Origin of the sequence: Arthrobacter sp. zg-Y895 (genome assembly GCF_020731025.1) — a bacterium.
In the GTDB taxonomy this organism is placed as follows: domain Bacteria; phylum Actinomycetota; class Actinomycetes; order Actinomycetales; family Micrococcaceae; genus Arthrobacter_B.
The window spans coordinates 123,590-144,230 of sequence record NZ_JAJFZY010000001.1 but is presented as its reverse complement, the minus strand read 5'-3'; the positions used below and the strand labels follow the sequence as shown (position 1 = coordinate 144,230).

Here is a 20,641-nt window from a genome sequence, read left to right as displayed (position 1 = left end):
AGCGGCCGTGATGACCGCCGCATGTGGAGCAACACTAGCCACATATTGTTTCCACTGTGAGACAAGTTACACGTTGTTAACCGATCGTTATGACGGACACGGGGGTTTTTCTACCCGAGACCGCCCCGGCATGCGCAAAAACCCTCCCGGCAATAGCCGGGAGGGTTTTTGGGCGTCTGTTTATGACGGAATTTTCAGTTCATGTCGGGCAGGTCGAGCCACTGGTACCAGCCTCGGTGAAGCACCAGCCACGCCATGAGGCCGTAGCCGGCCTGGCCCGGCGTTCCGCCGTTGGCGGCCAGGTCCGTACGCCACTGCTCATGGTTCAGCAGCGGGTTGAGGGTGTCCACATAGACGTGCTTCCGCCGCGTGGTCACGTCGCCGAACGCTGCGGAGAGATCCGCGAGCTTCCGGTTCCGTTCCGGGTCCAGGCCCGGGGGAGGGCCCACCACGAAGACCTTGATGCTCATCTGTGCGGCGCCGTCGAGGATGTTCGCCAGGTTCAGGCGGCTTCGCGCCGTCGTCAGTTGAAGGTCCAGGTCCCGGTCCGACAGCCCGATCACGAGGCGGTTTTCGCACCCGTCCTCGAATCGTCTCCCGGCTTCGGCGAGCCATCTGTTGGCCAGCGCCTCGGTGCCCTCGTTGGGTGCAGCCAGGCTGTATGCCTGGAGGTTGACGTTCTCGGGCGATGTTCGTGCCAGGACACGTCCCAGCCAGCCGAGTGCGCGCGGATCCCCGTGTCCGGCCAGCAGCTCATCACCCACAGCAGCAAGCCGAATTCTGCGTTGTTCCACTAGTCACCTTCTCGAATCAAAAAAACAGGGTGGGACGCCGAAGCGCCCCACCCTAAATCTAGCCTACTGACGTTCGAAGGCTTTTTTCACCAGGATGTCCTGCTCCACTGCGTGGCGCTTGGCAGAGCCCGTAGCGGTGGAGGCCGACGCCGGGCGTGAGACCAGGCGCAGGCGGCTGTCCAGGTGCTGGGGCAGGTTGAGGCCGATGAAGGGCCACGGACCCTGGTTCGCCGGCTCGTCCTGCGCCCAGACGATGTCGGCGTTGGGGTACTTGCCCACAGCGGCCCGGATCTCATCGACGGGGAGCGGGTAGAGCTGCTCCACGCGGACGATCGCCGTCTTGTCGTCGCCGGTCTTCTGGCGGTTTGCCAGCAGATCGTAGTACAGGCGGCCGGACACCAGCAGCACACGGTCGACGGCGTTGGCATCCAGTTCGGCATGCTCGGCGATGACCGGCTGGAACTCGCCGTGCGTGAACTCCTCCACCGACGTCGCGGCCGCCTTCAGGCGCAGCAGCTGCTTGGGAGTAAAGACCACCAGCGGCTTGCGCGGACGGCTGTACGCCTGGCGGCGAAGCAGGTGGAAGTGCGAGGCGCCCGTGGTCGGGTTGGCAACAATCATGTTGTCCTCGGCACACATCTGCAGGAAACGCTCGATCCGTGCGGACGAGTGGTCCGGTCCCTGTCCCTCGTAGCCGTGCGGAAGCATCAGCACCAGCGAGGACCGCTGGCCCCACTTCTGCTCGGCCGACGAGATGAACTCGTCAATGATGGTCTGGGCGCCGTTGACGAAGTCGCCGAACTGGGCTTCCCAGAGCACGAGGGCGTCCGGACGCTCCACCGAGTAGCCGTATTCGAAGCCCATGGCGGCGAATTCGGAAAGCAGGGAGTCGTAGATCCACAGCTTGGCCTGGTTCGGGTCCAGCTCAGCCAGCGGCATCCACTCTGCGCCGGTGGCGCGGTCGTGGAAGACGGCGTGGCGCTGCGTGAAGGTTCCGCGGCGTGAATCCTGCCCGGCGAGGCGTACGGGGACGCCTTCCATCAGCAGCGAACCGAAGGCGGCGATTTCGGCAAAGCCCCAGTCAATGTTGCCCTCACGGGACATCTGGTCACGCTTTTCCAGCAGGGACTTCAGCTTCGGGTGGACCGTAAAGCCCTCGGGAACGGCCACGTGGGCCTTGCCGATGTGCGCCAGGACCTCGGCGGAGACCGCAGTGCTTGCCGGCTTGATGATCGTCGTACCTTCCTGCTGGGCAGCAGGACGTTCCAGATCGGAAACCGCTTCGGAATCCTTGGTGATCACCGGGATGGGCGAGGTCTGGGCGGCATGCGTTTCCGCGAAGACGCGCTCGAGGCGGCCCTGGTAGTCACGCAGCGCCTGCTCGGCCTCGTCCTGGCTGATGTCGCCTCGTCCGATCAGGGACTCGGTGTACAGCTTGCGCACGGAACGCTTGGCCTCGATCAGGCTGTACATCATCGGCTGGGTCATCGAAGGGTCATCGCCTTCGTTGTGGCCGCGGCGGCGGTAGCAGACCATGTCGATGACGACGTCCTTGTGGAAGCGCTGACGGTACTCGTAGGCCAGCTGGCCAACCCGTACGACTGCTTCGGGATCATCGCCGTTGACGTGGAAGATCGGTGCCTGGACCATCTTCGCGACGTCGGTGGAGTAGACCGACGAACGCGAGGACGTGGGCGACGTCGTGAAGCCCACCTGGTTGTTGACCACTATGTGGATGGTGCCGCCGGTGCGGTAGCCGCGCAGCTGGGAGAGGTTGAGCGTTTCCGCCACCACGCCCTGGCCCGCGAAGGCTGCATCGCCGTGCACGAGGATCGGCAGCACGGGGAACTCGTCGCCCTTGTCCAGCCGGTCCTGCTTGGCGCGGACAATGCCCTCCAGCACGGAATCGCCGGCTTCGAGGTGGGACGGGTTGGCCGCCAGGTAGACCTTGGTCTGCTTCCCGTTGTCCGAAGTGAAGGTTCCCTCGGTGCCGAGGTGGTACTTCACGTCGCCCGAACCCTGCACGCTGCGGGGGTCCTGGGTGCCTTCGAATTCGCGGAAGACCTGTGCGTAGGTCTTGCCTGCGATGTTTGTCAGGACGTTGAGGCGGCCGCGGTGGGCCATGCCGATGCCGACTTCCTCGAGGCCGTCGTCGGCGGCACCGGAAATCACGGCGTCCAGCAGCGGAATCAGGGATTCGCCGCCCTCAAGCGAGAAGCGCTTCTGTCCAACGAACTTCGTCTGGAGGAAGGTCTCGAAGGCCTCGGCAGCGTTGAGCTTGCTGAGGATGCGCAGCTGCTCTTCGCGGGTCGGCTTCGTGTACTTGGTCTCCAGGCGGTCCTGGAACCAGAGGCGTTCCTCGGGATCCTGGATGTGCATGTATTCGATGCCGGCCGTGCGGCAGTACGCGTCCCGCAGCACTCCGAGGATCTTGCGGAGCTTAAGCATCGGCTTGCCGCCGAAGCCGCCCGTGGGCCACTCCCGGTCCAGGTCCCAGAGCGTCAGGCCGTGGTTCAGGATGTCCAGGTCGGCATGCCGGCGCTGGACGTATTCCAGCGGGTTCGTGTCCGCCATCAGATGGCCGCGGACCCGGTAGGCGTGGATCAGCTGCTGGATGCGGGCAACCTTGTTGATCTGCTCGTCCGGGTTGACCTGGATGTCCGGGCTCCAACGGACCGGCTCGTACGGGATCCGCAGGGACTCGAAGATCTCGTCGTAGAAGTTCTGCTCACCCAGCAGCAACTGGTGGATGATGCGCAGGAACTCGCCGCTGCCGGCACCCTGGATGACGCGGTGGTCATAGGTGGAGGTCAGGGTGATGATCTTGCTGATGGCGTTGCGGGCCAGGATCTTCTCGTTGGCACCCTGGAATTCAGCCGGGTACTCAAGGGCGCCGGCGCCGATGATGGCGGCCTGTCCCTTGGAGAGGCGGGGCACCGAGTGTACGGTGCCGATGCCGCCCGGGTTGGTCAGGGAGATGGTGGTGCCGCGGTAGTCGTCCGCGCCGAGCTTGCCGTTGCGGGCCCGCTTGACCAGCTCTTCATAGGCGTGCCAGAACTCCGAGAAGTTCAGGGTTTCGGCCTTCTTGATGTTCGGCACTACCAGCAGACGGGTTCCGTCCGGCTTGGGCATGTCGATAGCCAGGCCGAAGTTGACGTGTGCGGGCTGGACGGCAACGGGCTTGCCGTCCACTTCGTCGTAGTGCACGTTCATCGACGGGAACTGGGCGGCAGCGCGGATGATGGCGTAGCCCAGCAGGTGGGTGAAGGAGATCTTGCCGCCGCGGGCACGTTCCAGATGGCTGTTGATGACAATGCGGTTGTCAATCAGCAGCTTGGCCGGAATGGCACGCACGGTGGTTGCCGTGGGGACGCTGAGGCTGAGGTCCATGTTCGTGGCGATGGCCTTGGCCGGACCACGCAGCACGGTGACCTTGTCCTCTTCCGCAGCGGCGTCGCTGGGCTGGGTCTTGGGCAGCTGCGCGGGAATCGGGGCGGCCTTGGCCTCGGCCTTCGGCTCGCTCTTCGCAGCGGGCTCGGCCTTCGCCGGTTCCTTGGCTACCGGCGGCTTGCCCGACTGCTGCGTTGCAGCGGGCGATTCGCCTGATGCCTTCGGCGCGTTGGGTGCCGTGCTCTCGGCTTTCACTACCGGAAGTTGGCGGGTGGCGGGCCGGGAACCGTCCGGGGAGCCGGCGCCGTTTCCGTTGGAGCCGTTGCCGGACTGGGAGTCTTCAGCCTTGAAGGATTCGAAGATGCTCCACCACTTTTTGTCAACGGAGTCCTTGTTCGACAGATACTGCTCGTACAGTTCATCGACAAGCCACTCGTTGCCGCCGAATTCCTCCGGCAGGCGGTGGTTGGATTGGTCTGGCACTAGATATACGCCTCTTCCATGAGTTGCCGTTTGCCCTGATGGCACCATGTTCTGACGCTTCCGCCTCAAGTACTGGTGCGGCCCGGTGCGCAGTGACCGAGACTTCATGCCAGTCTAGTGACATAGTCGAACATGTGGCCAATCCCGCACCGCTTGATGAAGGCGGCGGTGGCTGCAGACCGGCGGGAACTGCCCAGGGAAGCCGCTGTGGCGGCCCCGGAGCAAACCTGTAAACTGGGCTTTCTATGGACAGTTTCTCTAGGCGCCGGCCTGCGTCACGGACTGCGGTTGCCGCAGTCGGTGCGCCACGAGCCGGCAACGCCCGCACACCCACGGCCCAGCATTCACCTGCCTCGTCATCGGAGCCTTCCAGTCCGGCCGCAGCCGACCACCCTCCGTCTGAACGTTTCCGTGCAGCGATTCATCCCTCTCTTTTAAGGCCGTCTGCCCCGACGGCAGGGGAGTGCTGACATGGAGTGGCTTTACCTTCTCTTTGGCCTCCTTCTTATTCTCGGCACCGGATTCTTCGTCGCCGTCGAATTTGCCCTCGTGGCGCTGGACCAGCCTGCCGTCCGCCGGGCAGTGGACGAGGGCGACAAAGCAGCTGAACCACTGCTGCGCTGCCTGACCACCCTCTCCACCCAGCTCTCCAGCTGCCAGCTGGGCATCACCATGACCACCCTGCTGACCGGGTTCGTTATGGAACCCTCCGTTGGGCGCCTGCTGGAGGGGCCCTTGGCCTCCCTTGGCCTGCCGCCCGTGGCCGTGGACTCGGTGTCCGTGACCGTTGCGATGATCCTGGCGACCTTCCTTTCGATGCTGCTGGGCGAACTGATCCCCAAGAACATGTCCATCGCCATGCCGTTCCGTGTCGGTAAGGCACTGGCACGGCCGCAGCTGGCTTTCACCGTGGTCTTCAAGCCCGCGGTGCTCCTGCTGAACGGTTTCGCGAACAAGATCCTCCACCTCTTCGGCCTTGAGGCCAAGGAAGAGGTCAGCGGAGCGCGCACGCCGGCCGAGCTGTCCTCCATGGCGCGGCGCTCCGCGGAGATGGGCACCCTGGACAAGGGCACTGCCGACTTCCTCTCCCGGACCTTCTCCTTCGCCGGACGAACCGCTGCCGATGTCATGACGCCGCGCATCCGGCTCGAAACGATCGACGCCGAGCAGCCCGTGGCTGATGTCATCGAGGCGGCGCGGCGCACCGGGTACTCCCGCTTCCCGGTCCTCGGAGATTCACCGGACGATATCCGCGGCGTTGTCCACGTCAAGAAGGCCGTGGCCGTGCCGCGCAGCCGGCGGGCCACCCTGCCTGCGGCCGCGATCATGAGCGAGATCCTCCGGGTGCCGGAAACGGTCCATCTGGACTCACTGCTTTCCGAACTCCGCAACGCCAACCTGCAGCTCGCCGTCGTCCTGGACGAATACGGCGGAACCGCCGGCGTCGCCACCCTGGAGGACCTGGTGGAAGAGATCGTCGGCGAAGTTTCCGACGAGCACGACAAAGCCAAGCCCGGCGTGCTGCAAAGCGCATCCGGCGCCTGGTACTTCCCGGGCATCATGCGCCCCGACGAAGTCACCGCTCTGGTTCCGCTGCTGCGGATGCCGGACGAAGCCGGATACGAAACCGTGGGCGGCTACATCATGGCCGAGCTCGGCCGCATCGCCGAGGCAGGGGACCGCGTAGAGGTGCCCGGCGGCGTGCTCGAGGTGGAACGGATGGACGGTCGGCGCATTGACCGCGTCAGCTTCATCCCCGCCGACGAGGGGGCCGGTTCCGGCCAGCCCGAACACATTGAAGACGAAGACAAAGCCGGCCGAAGCACGGAGCGCCCGGCACGCAGGGAAGGCATCCGATGAGCGGCGACCTGGCGGGAATCTTCTGGCTGGTTGTCCTGCTCCTGGGCAACGCGTTCTTCGTCGGCAGCGAATTCGCGGTGATGTCCGCGCGGCGCAGCCAGATCGAGCCGCATGCCGAAGCCGGATCGAAGCGGGCCAAGACCACCCTGTGGGCCATGGAGCACGTGTCCCTGATGCTCGCGTGTGCGCAGCTGGGTATCACCGTCTGCTCCCTGCTTATCCTCTCGGTGGCCGAACCCGCTATCCACCACCTGCTTTCGGTGCCGCTGAAGGCCGTGGGCCTGCCGATCGAAATAGCCGACGGAGCCGGTTTCCTGGTGGCGCTGCTGCTCGTGACCTTCCTGCACGTCACCATCGGCGAGATGGTTCCGAAGAACATCTCGGTGTCCGTTGCGGACCGCGCCGTGCTGCTGCTCGCCCCGCCGCTGGTCTTCATTTCCCGCCTGGTACGCCCGATCATCGGCACGCTCAACTGGATGGCCAACCACGCGCTGCGCCTCATGGGGATCACCCCGAAGGACGAAGTCGCCTCGGCCTTCACGCTGGAGGAGATGCAGTCCATCGTGGAGGAATCCACGAAGCACGGGACCGTCGCCGACAATTCCGGCCTGATCTCGGGAGCACTTGAGTTCTCCGGACAGACCGCGGGGACGGTGATGGTGCCGTTGGATGAACTCGTGAGCCTGGGCACGGACTCCACTCCGGCGGAATTCGAGCGCGCGGTGGGCCGGACCGGCTTCTCCCGCTTCGTCCTCGTGGACGACGCCGGGAACCTCACCGGGTACATGCACCTGAAGGACGTTATGTCCATCCCGCTGGAGGCCTATGAACGGCCGATCACGGAGAACAAGGTCCGTACCCTTGCCAACCTCCGCCTGGACGACGAAATCGAGGACGCCCTGGCCGTGATGCAGCGGACCGGCTCCCATCTGGCCCGCGTGCTGGGCCCGGACGGAACCACCCGCGGCGTCCTGTTCCTGGAAGACATCATTGAACAGCTGGTCGGCGAGATCAGGGATGCCACCCAGGCACAGGGCATCCGCAGGACCGGCGAAAGCCTCTAACGCCTAGATGCGAATGATTCGCGTTTAGGTTATGCTGAAAAAGCTTCGGCGGTGCCGGGGCCCGTTTTCGCCGCCATGAACCGCCTACCCAGGGATACCAAACCTTATGCGCCGCTTTCCCGTCCGCCTGGCCGGAACCTTCCTTGCAGCAACCGCACTCGCCCTGACCGGCTGCAGCGGCGGCAATGGGGGCGACGGCGGTGAAGCCGAGGGCAGTGAAGGAGTCATCAACGTGGTGGCGTCCACCGACGTCTACGGCAGCATCCTCACCGGGATCGGCGGGGACAACGTCGAAGTGACCGCCCTGATTGACCGGCCCAGCCAGGATCCGCACTCCTACGAGGCCTCGGCGCGGGACCGGCTCGCGGTATCCAAGGCGGACCTGGTGGTGCTCAACGGCGGCGGTTACGACACCTTCCTGGAGAAGCTCGCGGCGGACGAAGGCATCCCCGCCGAGAACATCCTCAATGCCGTGGAGATCTCCGGCCTCGAGGACTCCGACTCCGACTCAGCAGAAGAGGAAGAGAGCCACGACGAGGGCGATGACCACCACGGCCATCACCACGGCTCCTTCAACGAACACGTCTGGTACAGCCCCGAGGCCATGGGGCGGCTTGCCGACGCCGCCGCCGAACGCCTCGGCGAACTGGACGCCGATGCCGCAGGCACGTTCCGCAGCAACGCCGCGGACTTCAATGCGGGCATTGCGGACATCGACGCTTCCCTTGCCGCGGTTCGGGAAACCGCCGGCGGACGCGACGTCGCCCTGACCGAACCTGTGCCGGACTACCTCGTGGAAGCGGCGGGGCTGCACAACGCCACCCCGGCGGACTTCACGGAGGCCGTCGAGGAAGGCTCGGATGTTCCGCCGCACGTACTGAAGGACATGCAGGACCTGGTGACGGGCGGCTCCATTGCCTTCCTTGGCTACAACCAACAGACCTCTACCTCGCAGACGGAGGCGGTACGCCAGGCCGCGCTGGACGCTGGCGTTCCCGTGGTGGACTTCTCCGAAACCCTTCCCGAGGGCCAGGACTACCTGCAGTGGATGGCCGATAACACAGCCAACATGGAAAGCGTGCTGCAGTGAATGCTTCCGGGCAGCCCGCCCCGGTGGTGCGCCTGCGGGACGCAGGCCTGTCCTACGGGGACCGTACCCTGTGGAAGAACCTGGACCTGGACATCAATGCCGGTGAATTCCTCGCCGTCCTCGGCCCAAACGGATCAGGCAAAACGAGTTTCCTGAAGGTCCTGCTGGGCCTGCAGCCGCTCACCGGCGGCACCGTCACCGTCAACGGCCGCAACGTGCAGCGGGGCAGCAAGGACATCGGCTACATCCCGCAGCAGAAGTCCTTCAGTCCCGGCACCCCGCTGCGTGGACGGGACCTGGTGGGACTCGGCGTCGACGGCGACCGCTGGGGCCTGCGGCTGCGCGGAAAGCCGGTGCGCCGCCGCGTGGACCGGCTGCTCGAGCAGGTGGGGGCCACGTCCTACGCGGATGAACCCGTGGGACGGCTCTCCGGCGGCGAGCTGCAGCGCCTGCGCGCGGCCCAGGCACTGGCCACCAACCCGGATCTGCTGCTCTGCGACGAGCCGCTGCTCTCCCTGGACCTGCACCACCAGCAGGCCATCAGCTCCCTGATCGAACGGCGCTGCCATGACGACGGCGCCGCCGTCGTTTTCGTGACCCACGAAATCAATCCCGTCATCGAGTACGTGGACCGCGTGCTGTACCTGGCCGGCGGACAGTTCCGCACCGGCACTCCCGCCGAAGTCCTGCGCAGCGACGTGCTTTCGGAAATGTACGGCAGCCGCGTCGAAGTCCTGCGCAGCCACGGCAGGATTGTGGTCCTGGGCATCCCGGACGCCACCACCCACCACCACGGAGAAAGCGAGGGCGACCTTGGACCTGCGTAGTTTCTTCGATGCGGTTTTTGATTTCAGCGATTACGGCGAGCTGCTTCCGCTGGTGAGCAATTCCATCTGGGCCGCCGCGATCCTCGGCCTGGTCGGCGGGCTGATCGGCACCTTCGTCCTGATGCGTGACCTGGCCTTCGCCGTGCACGGCATTGCCGAGCTCTCTTTCGCCGGGGCGTCCTTTGCCCTGCTGATCGGAGTGAACGTGGTGGTCGGTTCGCTGGTCGGATCGGTGGCGGCAGCCGTCCTGCTGGCGGTCATGGGCCTGCGGGCCCGGGACCGGAACTCGATCATAGGCGTCATCATGCCCTTCGGGCTGGGCCTGGGCATCCTGTTCCTTGGCCTCTACGAGGGCCGCTCCGCCAACAAGTTCGGGCTGCTGACGGGCCAGATAGTCGCGGTGGATACCGTGCAGCTGAACCTGCTGGCAGGGGTTGCCGCCGTCGTGGTGGCTGCCCTGCTCTTCATCTGGCGCCCCCTGACCTTCGCCAGCGCGGACCCGGACCTCGCAGAGGCCCGCGGCGTGCCCGTGCGGATGCTGTCGATTGTCTTTATGTTCCTGTTAGGCCTGGCCGTGGCACTGTCCATCCAGGTGGTGGGGGCCCTGCTGGTGCTCTCCCTGCTGATTACTCCCGCGGCGGCAGCCCTGCTCGTGACGTCCTCGCCGCGCCTGGTGGTGTTCCTGAGCGTGCTCTTCGCGCTGGCCTCCTCGGTCGGCGGCATCCTGCTGGCGCTGGGCGGCCGGATTCCAATCAGCCCGTACGTCACCACGGTGTCCTTCGCGATCTACCTGGTCTGCCGGATCATCCGGCGCACGCGCGGCGGGCACCGGCGCAGGGAGCTCAGCGCCAACACGGCTACGGCCGCAGCCTAGCCCTTACGGGCGCTGCACTCCGGGCACAGGCCGAAGACCTCAACGGTGTGCGCCACTTCGGTGAAGCCGTACTTGGCGCCCAGGCCCGCGGCCCAGCTCTCCACCTCAGGTGCTTCCACCTCCACGGCCTTGCCGCAGTTCCGGCAGACCAGATGGTGGTGGTGGTGCTCGACGGCGCACCGGCGGTACAGCGCCTCGCCGTCGCCGCCCCGCAGCACGTCCACGAGGTTTTCGTCCGCCATGGACTGCAGGACCCGGTAGGTAGTAGCCAGGGAAACCCGTTCGCCGCGCTCCTGCAACAGCCGGAAGAGTTCCTGGGTGCTGACAAAGTCGTCGAGTTCATCCAGGGTGCGGCCCACTGCCAGGCGCTGGCGGGTCACACGCTGCTCCGGTGCGCGCTTGGATGTCCGGGATGTCTCGGGTGACACGGAGGTTCCTCCAGCGGGTGGGACGGCAGGCGGGCGGCACCGTGGCCGCAGGGATGGATAGACCCCAAGATTATCAGCAGTACCGCAACGCCCGTCCTGCACGGCCGAACGCCTCCGGAGTAGGGTGGCGCTATGAAAATGACGAAGTTCACGCACTCCTGTGTCCGGTTCGAGCAGGGCGGGCACGTCCTGGTGCTGGATCCCGGCACCTTTTCCGAAGTTGAAACAGCGCTGCAGGATGCCGATGCCATCCTGGTGACCCACGAGCATGCGGACCATCTGGACCGCCCGCGGGTGCTTGCCGCGATGCAGGAACAGCCGTCGCTGGAGCTCCATGCCCCGGCGGGTCTCGCTGCACTCCTTCGCAGTGAAGCCCCGCAGGAGGTGGGCGGCCGCATCCACGATGTTGAACCCAACACCAGCTTCACCGTTGCCGGCTTCGGCATCCAGTCCTTCGGCGGCCAGCACGCCCTGATCCATCCGCTGATTCCGGTCGTGGCCAACATCGGCTACCTCGTGGAAGGCCGGGTCTACCACCCGGGGGATTCGTTCGTAGTCCCCAACGGGCTGCGGCCGCGGACCGTGCTGGTGCCGATGCATGCACCCTGGTCCAAGGCGGGGGAGGTCATCGACTTCGTCATCGCCACCGGTGCGGAGCGGGCCTATCCCATCCACGACGCGCTTTTGAATGAGCGGGGGCTGGGGATGGTCGAGGGCCATGTCACCCGGTTCGGCAAGGTTTACGGCACCGAGTTCCGGCATCTGGACGCCGGGGAAATCGTGGACCTGTAATGGATGTCCTGATCTCCCCGCAGCAGCTGCACGAACGCCTCGGCACGGCGCGTCCGCCCGTGCTGCTGGATGTGCGCTGGGTCCTGGGCGCTGCCGACGGCGAGGAAAAGTACCTGCACGAACATCTGCCCGGTGCGGTGTACGTGGATATGGACACCGCACTTTCGGCCCCCGCCGTTCCCGAGGAAGGGCGGCATCCCCTGCCGGATCCCGCTGCCTTCGCCGAGGCTGCCCGCAGCTGGGGCCTGAATGACGGGGACACAGTGGTGGTGTACGACGACGCCGGGGGCACGGCCGCCGCACGCGCCTGGTGGCTGCTGCGGCACGCCGGCTGTAAGGACGTGTTCCTGCTCGACGGCGGCCTCGCGGCCTGGCGCAGGTCAGGACTGCCGCTGGACAGCGGTCCGGTGCAGCCGAAGCCCGGGACGGCGCACCTGTCCTGGGGGCACATGCCGGTGGCTTCCCGCCGGGACGTCAGCCGGGTGGCCGCCGAGGGAGTACTCATCGACGCCCGGGCACCGGAACGTTACCGCGGAGAAACCGAACCGGTGGATCCCCGGGCCGGACATATTCCGGGAGCGGTCAACCGGCCCTCCACCGACAACCTCACTCCGGACGGCAGCTTCCGTGCACCTGGGGAACTGTCCCGCGCCTTCGAAGACCTCGGCGTGCGGCCGGACCGGCCCGTTGCGGCGTACTGCGGTTCGGGGATCTTCGCCTCCCACGAGGTTGCCGCACTGGCGCAGGCCGGCATCACGGCGGCGCTCTACCCGGGCTCCTGGTCACAGTGGTCCAACACCCCCGGCACCCCTGCGGCCGTTGGCGCGGATCCGGGCCGGCCCGAAAACCCGCCGGAAAAGGGGTAGCGTCGAATCATGTTTACCGGCCGACCCGTTCCTCCGCCGCTGCGGGCACCCCTGCCCGCTGCCGCCGCAAAGGGACAACCTGAAGGAGCACCCATGCCTACACTCTTTACCCGGATCATCAACGGCGAGATTCCCGGACATTTCGTCTGGAAGGACGACGACGTCGTCGCGTTCCTCAGCATCGGTCCGCTCAGCGACGGACACACCCTGGTAGTGCCGCGCGCGGAGATCAACAAGTGGACGGACGCACCGGCGGAGCTGATGCGCAAGCTCACCACGGTGGCGCAGGCCATCGGCCAGTCGCAGGTGGCCGTCTTCGGCTCGGAGCGGGCCGGGCTCAGCATTGCCGGCTTCGAGGTGGACCACCTGCACCTGCACGTCTGGCCGGCCAACTCGCTGCAGGACTTCGACTTCAGCCGGGCGGAATCCAACCCGGATCCCGAGCGGATGGCGGCCAACGCGGAAAAGCTGCGCCGGGGCCTGCGCGACGCCGGGCACGGGGAATTCGTTCCCGCAGCCTAGGCAGCCGGGAAGGCCCCGGCCCAGGCGCCCGGGAGGGCCCCGGCCTAGGCCGGAGCCAGCGCTGAGTTCAGGGCGGTCCGGATCCGTTTCTCCGAAACGGTCCGGGCCGTTCCCAGTTCCTGTGCAAAGAAGCTGATCCGCAGCTCCTCGATCAACCAGCGGACCTCCGCGAGTTCCGGGGGAGTGCCGCGGCCGGGCGCAAGCGCCGCCACGGCGTCGTCGTACTCGTCCTCGAGGCGGTGGATCACGGCCATGGACAGGCCGTCCCGCTGTACGTTGCCCGGAAGCTTCTCCAGCCGCCGTTCAATACCGGCCAGGTACCGGGGCAGGTGCATCAGCTGCGCATAGCCGGTGCGGGCCACGAAACCGGGGTACACCAGGGCATCCAGCTGCGCCCTGATGTCATTCAGGGCACTGATCAGCGCCAGCGAGGTGGTGCCCTTGAGCGCCTTGGTGATCCGCCGGGTGCTGGCCAGGATCTTCTCCACGATCGCCGTGACGGTGAAGACGGTGTCGATCAGTTCGGCCCGCACTGTTTCATACAGGGCGTCGAACTCGGCCCGCGTCCACGGGAGTTTCTCCGGCGTGAGCTTGTCCACCGCGGCCAGCGTGCAGTCCTCGATGAGCGCAGCCACACTGCCGTGCGGGTTCTGGCTGAAGGTCAGCTTTTCGGTGTTGCTCAGGTGCTCGAGCACGTACTTGGCCGGGCTGGGAACGCGCAGCACCAGCAGCCGGATGACGCCGGCACGCATGGCGGCCTGCTGCTCGCCGGCACTCTGGAAGATCCGCACCCCGGCGGTGCTGCCCTCGTCCACCAGCGCAGGGTAGCCGGTCACGGTGTGGCCGGCCACGAGCCGCTGGACCTGCTTCTCCAAGGTGCCGATGCTCCACTCGGTGAGGCCGGTCTGCTCCGCTACGGAGGAACCGGAACCAGCGCCGCCGGCGCCGATGGAACCGTTGCCGGTTGCGGCAGCTGAGGCCTTGCCCTTGGGCCCGCGCGGCTGCACGGTGGACGGGGTGGCGCCGAGGGATTCGGCAATGGCGCGGCGCGTGGCCGGGGCCAGGGACTCCTGCAGCGCCGCCAGGTCCTTGCCTTCGTCCAGCACCCGTCCGGCGGAATCCACCACGGTGAACGTCATCCGCAGGTGGTCCGGCACGGCATCCCAGTTCCAGGACCCCGGGGGAATGATGGAACCCTTCAACCGGCGCAGCACCAGCTCCAGGGACGGTTCCAGCTCGTCCGATGCCGGGTCGAAATCCGCAGCCAGCGCAGCGGCAGCCGAGCGGGCGACGTCGGGCGCCGGGACGAAGTTCTTCCGCACCGCCTTGGGCAGGGACTTGATCAGGGCCGTAATCAGCTCCGCGCGGAGGCCCGGGATCTGCCAGGCAAACGGCCCCGGGGTGAGCTGGTTCAGGAACAATACGGGCACCTCGACGGTCACGCCGTCGTTGGCCGAGGGGACGCCGGGGGTGAATTCGTAGGTGAGCGGGAGTTCGAAGGACCCGTAGAAGAAGGACTTCGGGAAGTCGTTCTCGTCGAGGCCCTCGGCATCGTCGGTCCGCAGCGCGTCCGGGTCGAAGTCCAGCAGGGACGGGTTTTCGTGCCGGGCGTGCTTCCACCACTTGTCGAAGTGCCGCTCGGAGACGACGTCGGCGCCCACCCGCTCGTCGTAGAACTCGAAGAGGGTTTCATCGTCCACGCGCAGCCCGCGGCGCCGGACCCGGTTCTCCAGCTCCTCCACCTCGGCCAGCAGCGCCTGGTTGCGGTGGAAGAACTTGTGGTGCGTGCGCCAGTCGCCCTCGACCAGGGCATGACGGATGAACATTTCGCGGGAGAGCACCGGGTCGATGCGGCCGTAGTTGATGCTCCGCTGCGGAACCACCGGTACGCCGTAGAGGGTGACCTTCTCATAGGCCATCACGGCTCCGCGGCTCTTGGACCAGTGCGGTTCGCTGTAGCTGCGCTTGACCAGGTGCGGGGCCACTTCCTCGGCCCACAGCGGATCGAACTTCGCCGCCACCCGTGCCCACAGGCGCGAGGTTTCCACGAGTTCGGCGGCCATCACCCAGTCCGGGGACTTCTTGAACAACGCAGAGCCCGGGAAGACCGCGAACCGGGTACCGCGTGCACCGGCGTATTCGCGCTTGCGCTGGTCGTAGAGGCCGATGTGGCTGAGCAGGCCGGCCAGCAGGGACATGTGGATCTCCCGGTACTTGCCGACCGGGTCCACCGGCTCCGGGGCGAGCGTGATTCCCAGCGGCTTGGCCAGCTGCCGCAGCTGGGCAAAGAGGTCCTGCCATTCGCGGATGCGCAGGAAGTTCAGGAACTCGTTTTTGCACAGGCGGCGGAAGGCCGAGGAGGAGAGCTCCTTCTGCTTTTCCTCCACATAGCGCCACAGGTTCAGGAAGCCGGTGAAGTCGGAGTTCTCGTCCACGAACCGCTTGTGCATTTCGGCGGCCTTCTGGGCCCGGGCGGGATCATCCTTGGAGGGGCGCTCGCGGGGATCCTGGATGGTCAGGGCGGCAGTGAGCACCATGACTTCCTTGGTGCAGCCGCGGTTGCCCGCTTCGACAATCATCCGGCCCAGGCGGGGGTCCACCGGAAGCTGGGAGAGCTTGCGGCCCACCTCGGTGATGCCGCCCTGGGGGTGCAGCGCCCCGAGTTCGCGCAGCAGCACGGCGCCGTCGTTGATTGCCTTGGAGTCCGGAGGCTGGACGAACGGGAAGTCGGCAACGTCCTTGGGTCCCTTGGCCACGCCCATGGCGGCCATCTGCAGGATCACGGCGGCGAGGTTGGTGCGCAGGATTTCGGGATCGGTGAATTCGGGCCGGGCCTCAAAGTCCTCCTGCGAATACAGCCGGATGGCGATGCCGTCGGAAACGCGGCCGCAGCGGCCTGACCGCTGGTTGGCGGAGGCCTGGGAAATCCGCTCGATCGGAAGCCGCTGGACCTTGGTGCGGTGGGAATAGCGCGAGATGCGCGCCGTGCCGGTGTCGATCACGTATTTGATGCCCGGAACCGTCAGGGAGGTCTCGGCAACGTTGGTGGCCAGGACAATCCGGCGGTTCCGGCCCGGGGAAAAGACCTTGTGCTGCTCGGCAAGGGAAAGCCGGGCGAAGAGCGGCAGGATTTCGGTGTTGGCCAGCCGGGGATTGCGGGAAACGGAGGAACGCAGGGCTTCTGCGGCATCACGGATTTCCCGCTCGCCCGAGAAGAACACCAGGACGTCGCCGGGTGCCTCGCGGGAAAGCTCGTCGACGGCGTCGCAGACGGCGTCCACCGGGTCCCGGTCCTCTTCCAGCTCGTCTTCGATGCCGTCTTCGTCGCTGCCCCCGTCCGCCGGCTGGTTCAGCGGGCGGTAGCGGATCTCCACGGGGAAGGTACGGCCGGACACCTCGATGATGGGTGCCGGGGTGCCGTTGAGGGCGAAGTGTTCGGCGAACCGCTGCGGATCGATGGTGGCCGAGGTGATGATGACCTTCAGGTCAGGGCGTGCCGGCAGCAGCCGGCGCAGGTACCCGAGAATGAAGTCGATGTTCAGGCTGCGCTCGTGGGCCTCATCGATGATGATGGTGCTGTACTTCTTCAGCTTCGGATCATGGCGGATCTCGGCCAGCAGGATGCCGTCGGTCATCAGCTTGACCTTGGTTTTCCGGCCGGTCTCACCGGTGAAGCGGACCTGGAAGCCCACTTCCTCGCCGAGCTCGACGTCGAGCTCGGAAGCGATCCGCTCCGCGACGGTGCGCGCGGCAAGGCGCCGGGGCTGGGTGTGCCCGATCAGGCCGTTCTCGGCCAGGCCCAGTTCCAGGCACATCTTCGGAATCTGCGTGGTTTTTCCGGACCCGGTTTCGCCCGCGATGACGGTGACCTGGTTGGCGGCAATCGCTGCCATGATGTCTTCGCGGCGCTCGGAAACGGGCAGCTGTTCGGGATAGGAAATTGTCAGTGCCATGATTGCCACCAGTCTAGTGGCTTGGCCGGACGGTCTTTCCGGATTCCGCCGTGGGCGGGATTTCGATGGCGCGCTGCAGCAGGGCGACTGCGCGGCGGGCCCGCTCGCGCATCTCCGGCGGGTCGAGGATTTCGAAGGGCACACCCCAGGCGGTCAGGTTGATCAGGGGCAGGTCCAGGGAATCCCAGCCGCCGCGCACGATGGTGTGCCCGGGGCCGTCCGCTTCGATGCTGGCCACATCCGGGGGCACCCGCTCGGCAACCGCCGCCAGCGGTGCAGCCAGCCGCACCACCACGGTGTAGCGGTAGGGGTTGCGGGTAATCGATTCCTGGACGTACGCGGCGAGGTCCCGGGCCGGGAGGGGCCGGGGCGCGAACCGCTCGCGCGGGGCGGGCGTACTGGTGCAGCGGTCCACCCGGAAGGTCCGCCAGTCGGAGCGGTCCAGGTCCCACGCGACGGCGTACCAGCGCCGGCCTGTGCCGACCAGCCGGTAGGGTTCCACGATCCGGCGTCCGGAGCCGCCGTCGGCCGCGGTGTAACGGAAGCTCAGGACCCGGTGCTCGGTGATGCCGGCGGAAAAGGCGGTGAGGATCACCGGGTCGACGCCGCCCGGCGGCCCGGCCAACGTGGAGACGGATTCGCGCAGGGCGGAGAACTTGGGCCGGAGCCGCCCGGGCAGGACCTGTTCCAGCTTTGCCAGTGCCCGGACCGAGGCTTCCCCGATCCCGGTCACCGGCCCGGTTGCCACGGCGGCAAGCCCGAGTGCGACGGCGAGGGCTTCGTCGTCGTCGAGCAGCAGCGGCGGCAGCTGCGCGCCGGCCCCGAGCTGGTAACCGCCGGCAATGCCCGGGGATGCTGAGATGGGATACCCGAGGGTGCGCAGCTTGCCGATGTCCCGGCGTACCGTGCGTTCGGTAATGGACAACCGTTCCGCGAGCGCTGCCCCGGTCCACTCGCGCCGCAGCTGCAGCAGCGAAAGCAGCTGCAGGAGCCGAGCGGAAGTCTCCAACATGGAATCAAAACTACGCGCCAATGCGGTCGAAAGCTGACCTGTTCCGGAACTATTCCGGCCGGGTGGCTGCCTTTGTCGGCGGGGAGTCGGCGGGTCAGTAGGCGGGTCAGTAGACGGTCCCGTCCCACGAACGGTGGGACGGGACGTTGGGGAGCCGGCCGTGACCGTCACTGGACAACGCACGGACGGTCGCGCGGAGAACAAGTGCGAACGCAACAGCTGCGGCGAGGATCAAGAGCACGATAACCATGCCTCCATGCTGGCGCCGGATCCGCAGGAGAATAAGTGGCTGAAATGCCCATTACCGTAGAAATCCTGCCATCGGAGGAGCACACTGGCGGCATGCTCCAATCGGTAGCGGTCATAGTCCTGGACGGCGTGTCACCGTTCGAGTTCAGCGTGATGGCAGAGGTGTTCGGCATCGACCGATCCCGCCGCGGCGGGGGAGTGCCCGCCTTTGATTTCCGGCTCTGCACTCCGGACCCCGGCCTGGTGTCCACCAAGACCGGCTTCAGCATCACCGTAGACGCCGGGCTGGAGGCAGCGGCGGAGGCAGACCTCGTAGTGATGGCCCCCGGCGGGGACTACGACGCGATGGGAACGGATACACGGGTCCTGGATGTACTGCGCGACGCCCATCAGCGCGGTGCCTGGGTAATGAGTATCTGTACGGGCGCCTTCCGCCTCGCCGAGGCCGGGCTGCTGGACGGCCGGCGGGCCACCACGCACTGGATGTACTCGGCGGATCTGGCCGCCCGCTATCCGGCCGTCCACGTGGACGAGGATGTGCTGTACGTCCAGGACGGCACCGTCATCACCAGCGCCGGCACCGCGGCCGGGATTGACGCGGCGCTGCATCTGGTCCGCGTTGAATGCGGGGCAAAGACCGCTGCCGCCATTGCCCGCGACATGGTGGTGCCGCCCCATCGGGACGGGGGACAGGCACAGTACATTGACCGCGCCGTGCCGGGCGGTGTCGGCGACACCCTTGAGCCGGTACTGGAATGGATCGGTGAACATCTGGCGCAGGAACATTCCGTCAAGGCGCTGGCAGCACGGGCGGCCATGTCGCCGCGGACCTTCGCCCGCCGCTTCCGGGCCGAAACCGGGGCAACTCCGGCTGCCTGGATCAACGCGCAGCGGGTGCTTTACGCGCAGGAACTGCTGGAAGACACGGACCTCGGCATCGAGGAGGTGGCGCGGGCTGCAGGATTCGGCCAGCCCGAACTGCTGCGCCACCACTTCCACCGGGATGTCGGGGCCAGCCCTGCCGCCTACCGTCGGACCTTCCGGGGCGGCACCGTACGCCAGCCCCGCTGAGACCCGGGCTTGCCGGCCTCCCGTTGCGCCCGTACCGTCCGGTCGGTACCCTCGGCAAAAGAGACGCAGCACACACTCCGTGGGCTGCCGCCACCGGCAGGAGAAACATGACAGAGGCACCAGCACAATTGGACCAGCGCACCGCCGTCGTCACCGGAGCAGGACGCGGGATCGGCGCAGCGGTTGCCATGCGGCTCGCAGCGGACGGACACCGCGTCGCCGTCCTTGACCTGCGGGAGGAGGACACGGCCGCCACCGTGGAGGCCATCAACAACTCCGGGGGCAAGGCCGTGGGCGTAGGCGCCGACGTCGCCGATGCCGCCGCCGTCGAGCAGGCAGTGGGCCGCATCGCCGAGGAACTGGGGGCGCCCACCATTCTGGTCAACAACGCCGGCATCCTCCGGGACAACCTGCTGTTCAAGATGACGGACACGGACTGGGATGCCGTGATGGGCGTGCACCTGCGCGGAGCGTTCCTCATGAGCCGGGCGGTGCAGGCGCACCAGGTGCAGCAGAAATGGGGGCGCATCATCAACCTCTCCAGCACTTCCGCCCTCGGCAACCGGGGCCAGGCGAACTACGCCGCCGCGAAGGCCGGCATCCAGGGTTTCACCAAGACGCTGGCCATCGAACTGGGCCGCTACAACGTCACGGTCAACGCGATTGCCCCCGGCTTCATCCAGACGGACATGACGCGGGCGACGGCGGAACGCGTGGGAGTGCCGTTCGAAGACTTCGTGGCGCATGCGGCGAAGGAGATTCCCGTGGGACGGGCCGGGAACCCGGCGGACATCGCTGCGGCGGCGTCCTTCTTTGCCCGCGAAGAGGCCTCGTTCGTTTCGGGACAGGTGCTCTACGTCGCCGGCGGACCGAAGGCCTAGCGGTGGCGCATTTCGGTTCCGTGCAGGAACTCGAGGAGGCAGTGGGGCACCAGGAGACCAGCGAGTGGGTCCTCATTGACCAGGAACGCGTGAACCTGTTCGCCGAGGCCACTGATGACCACCAGTGGATCCATGTGGATTCCGAACGGGCGGCCAAGGGTCCCTTCGGCGGCACCATTGCGCACGGCTATCTGAGCCTGGCCCTGCTGCCGGCGCTCGCCTCCGGCCGGTTCCGGGTGGACGGGATGGTGATGGGGGTGAACTACGGCCTGGACCGGGTGCGTTTCCCCCACCCGGTGCCGGTGGGCAGCCGGGTGCGTGCCCGGTCGGAGGTCATCTCGGTGGAGACCGTGGCACAGGGCGTGCGGGTCAAACTCCTGGTCACCATCGAGATTGAGGGCGTGGACAAGCCTGCCTGCGTCGCGGAGTCGATTTCGCTTTACGTGCTGGGGTAGCTGACCCGGCACCGCTGCAACAGAAACGAG

At 66.7% G+C, this 20,641-nt stretch carries 16 protein-coding genes; 11 read left to right on the top strand and 5 right to left on the bottom strand.

Annotated features, from left to right (window positions below; all coding sequences use genetic code 11):
- Nucleotides 1–194: 194 nt before the first annotated feature.
- A complete protein-coding gene (locus LJ760_RS00640; protein WP_227918308.1) occupies nt 195–794 on the bottom strand; it encodes a GDSL-type esterase/lipase family protein in 600 nt (199 codons plus the stop codon).
- Nucleotides 795–857: 63 nt separating this feature from the next.
- Complete coding sequence (locus LJ760_RS00635; protein WP_227918307.1) at nt 858–4,667, bottom strand: multifunctional oxoglutarate decarboxylase/oxoglutarate dehydrogenase thiamine pyrophosphate-binding subunit/dihydrolipoyllysine-residue succinyltransferase subunit; 3,810 nt, start codon at nt 4,665–4,667, stop codon at nt 858–860.
- A 471-nt stretch (nt 4,668–5,138) separates the two neighbouring features.
- Between LJ760_RS00635 and LJ760_RS00630 the strand changes: the two genes are divergently transcribed.
- The 5 genes from LJ760_RS00630 (at nt 5,139) to LJ760_RS00610 (ending at nt 10,382) form a co-directional block, all read left to right on the top strand.
- On the top strand, nt 5,139–6,527 hold the full coding sequence (locus LJ760_RS00630; RefSeq protein ID WP_227918306.1) for a hemolysin family protein: 1,389 nt from the start codon (nt 5,139–5,141) through the stop codon (nt 6,525–6,527).
- Complete coding sequence (locus LJ760_RS00625) at nt 6,524–7,591, top strand: hemolysin family protein (RefSeq protein ID WP_227918305.1); 1,068 nt, start codon at nt 6,524–6,526, stop codon at nt 7,589–7,591. Before LJ760_RS00630 ends, LJ760_RS00625 begins: the two co-directional genes overlap by 4 nt.
- 106 nt (nt 7,592–7,697) lie before the next feature.
- Nucleotides 7,698–8,681, top strand: coding sequence for a metal ABC transporter solute-binding protein, Zn/Mn family (locus LJ760_RS00620; RefSeq protein WP_227918304.1), 984 nt, complete (start codon nt 7,698–7,700; stop codon nt 8,679–8,681).
- A gap of 26 nt (nt 8,682–8,707) precedes the next feature.
- On the top strand, nt 8,708–9,508 hold the full coding sequence (locus tag LJ760_RS00615; RefSeq protein WP_227918534.1) for a metal ABC transporter ATP-binding protein: 801 nt from the start codon (nt 8,708–8,710) through the stop codon (nt 9,506–9,508).
- Nucleotides 9,495–10,382 carry a metal ABC transporter permease gene (locus LJ760_RS00610; RefSeq protein ID WP_227918303.1) on the top strand — a complete coding sequence of 296 codons (888 nt, stop codon included), beginning with the start codon at nt 9,495–9,497 and terminating at the stop codon, nt 10,380–10,382. Before LJ760_RS00615 ends, LJ760_RS00610 begins: the two co-directional genes overlap by 14 nt.
- Here LJ760_RS00610 and LJ760_RS00605 read toward each other — a convergent pair.
- Nucleotides 10,379–10,810: a Fur family transcriptional regulator gene (locus tag LJ760_RS00605; protein WP_227918302.1), complete on the bottom strand. Its 432-nt coding sequence runs from the start codon at nt 10,808–10,810 to the stop codon at nt 10,379–10,381. The two genes, LJ760_RS00610 and LJ760_RS00605, sit on opposite strands and share 4 nt — an antisense overlap.
- Before the next feature lie 132 nt (nt 10,811–10,942).
- Here LJ760_RS00605 and LJ760_RS00600 point away from each other — a divergent pair, with 132 nt between their 5' ends.
- The 3 genes from LJ760_RS00600 to LJ760_RS00590 all read left to right on the top strand — a co-directional run bounded on the left by LJ760_RS00600 (nt 10,943) and on the right by LJ760_RS00590 (nt 12,990).
- Nucleotides 10,943–11,602 carry an MBL fold metallo-hydrolase gene (locus LJ760_RS00600; RefSeq protein WP_227918301.1) on the top strand — a complete coding sequence of 220 codons (660 nt, stop codon included), beginning with the start codon at nt 10,943–10,945 and terminating at the stop codon, nt 11,600–11,602.
- Entirely contained in the window at nt 11,602–12,468 is an 867-nt protein-coding gene (locus LJ760_RS00595) for a sulfurtransferase (RefSeq protein WP_227918300.1), read from the top strand. Before LJ760_RS00600 ends, LJ760_RS00595 begins: the two co-directional genes overlap by 1 nt.
- A 93-nt stretch (nt 12,469–12,561) precedes the next feature.
- Complete coding sequence (locus LJ760_RS00590) at nt 12,562–12,990, top strand: HIT family protein (protein WP_227918299.1); 429 nt, start codon at nt 12,562–12,564, stop codon at nt 12,988–12,990.
- Nucleotides 12,991–13,034: 44 nt separating this feature from the next.
- On the opposite strand, the gene hrpA is transcribed toward LJ760_RS00590, so the two are convergent.
- Both hrpA and LJ760_RS00580 read right to left on the bottom strand, forming a co-directional pair.
- Nucleotides 13,035–16,943, bottom strand: coding sequence for an ATP-dependent RNA helicase HrpA (gene hrpA, locus LJ760_RS00585; protein WP_227918298.1), 3,909 nt, complete (start codon nt 16,941–16,943; stop codon nt 13,035–13,037).
- Between the two features lie 13 nt (nt 16,944–16,956).
- The gene (locus tag LJ760_RS00580) at nt 16,957–17,955 is read right to left on the bottom strand and encodes a helix-turn-helix transcriptional regulator (RefSeq protein WP_227918297.1); all 999 of its coding nucleotides are present in this window, start codon (nt 17,953–17,955) and stop codon (nt 16,957–16,959) included.
- Nucleotides 17,956–18,297: 342 nt separating this feature from the next.
- Here LJ760_RS00580 and LJ760_RS00575 point away from each other — a divergent pair, with 342 nt between their 5' ends.
- The 3 genes from LJ760_RS00575 (at nt 18,298) to LJ760_RS00565 (ending at nt 20,611) form a co-directional block, all read left to right on the top strand.
- Nucleotides 18,298–19,275, top strand: a complete 978-nt coding sequence (locus tag LJ760_RS00575) for a GlxA family transcriptional regulator (RefSeq protein ID WP_227918533.1) — start codon at nt 18,298–18,300, stop codon at nt 19,273–19,275.
- Nucleotides 19,276–19,382: 107 nt separating this feature from the next.
- Nucleotides 19,383–20,156, top strand: a complete 774-nt coding sequence (gene fabG, locus LJ760_RS00570; protein WP_227918296.1) for a 3-oxoacyl-ACP reductase FabG — start codon at nt 19,383–19,385, stop codon at nt 20,154–20,156.
- Between the two features lie 2 nt (nt 20,157–20,158).
- Nucleotides 20,159–20,611 (top strand): MaoC family dehydratase, encoded by a 453-nt coding sequence (locus tag LJ760_RS00565; protein ID WP_227918295.1) that lies wholly within the window; start codon nt 20,159–20,161, stop codon nt 20,609–20,611.
- Nucleotides 20,612–20,641: the final 30 nt, after the last annotated feature.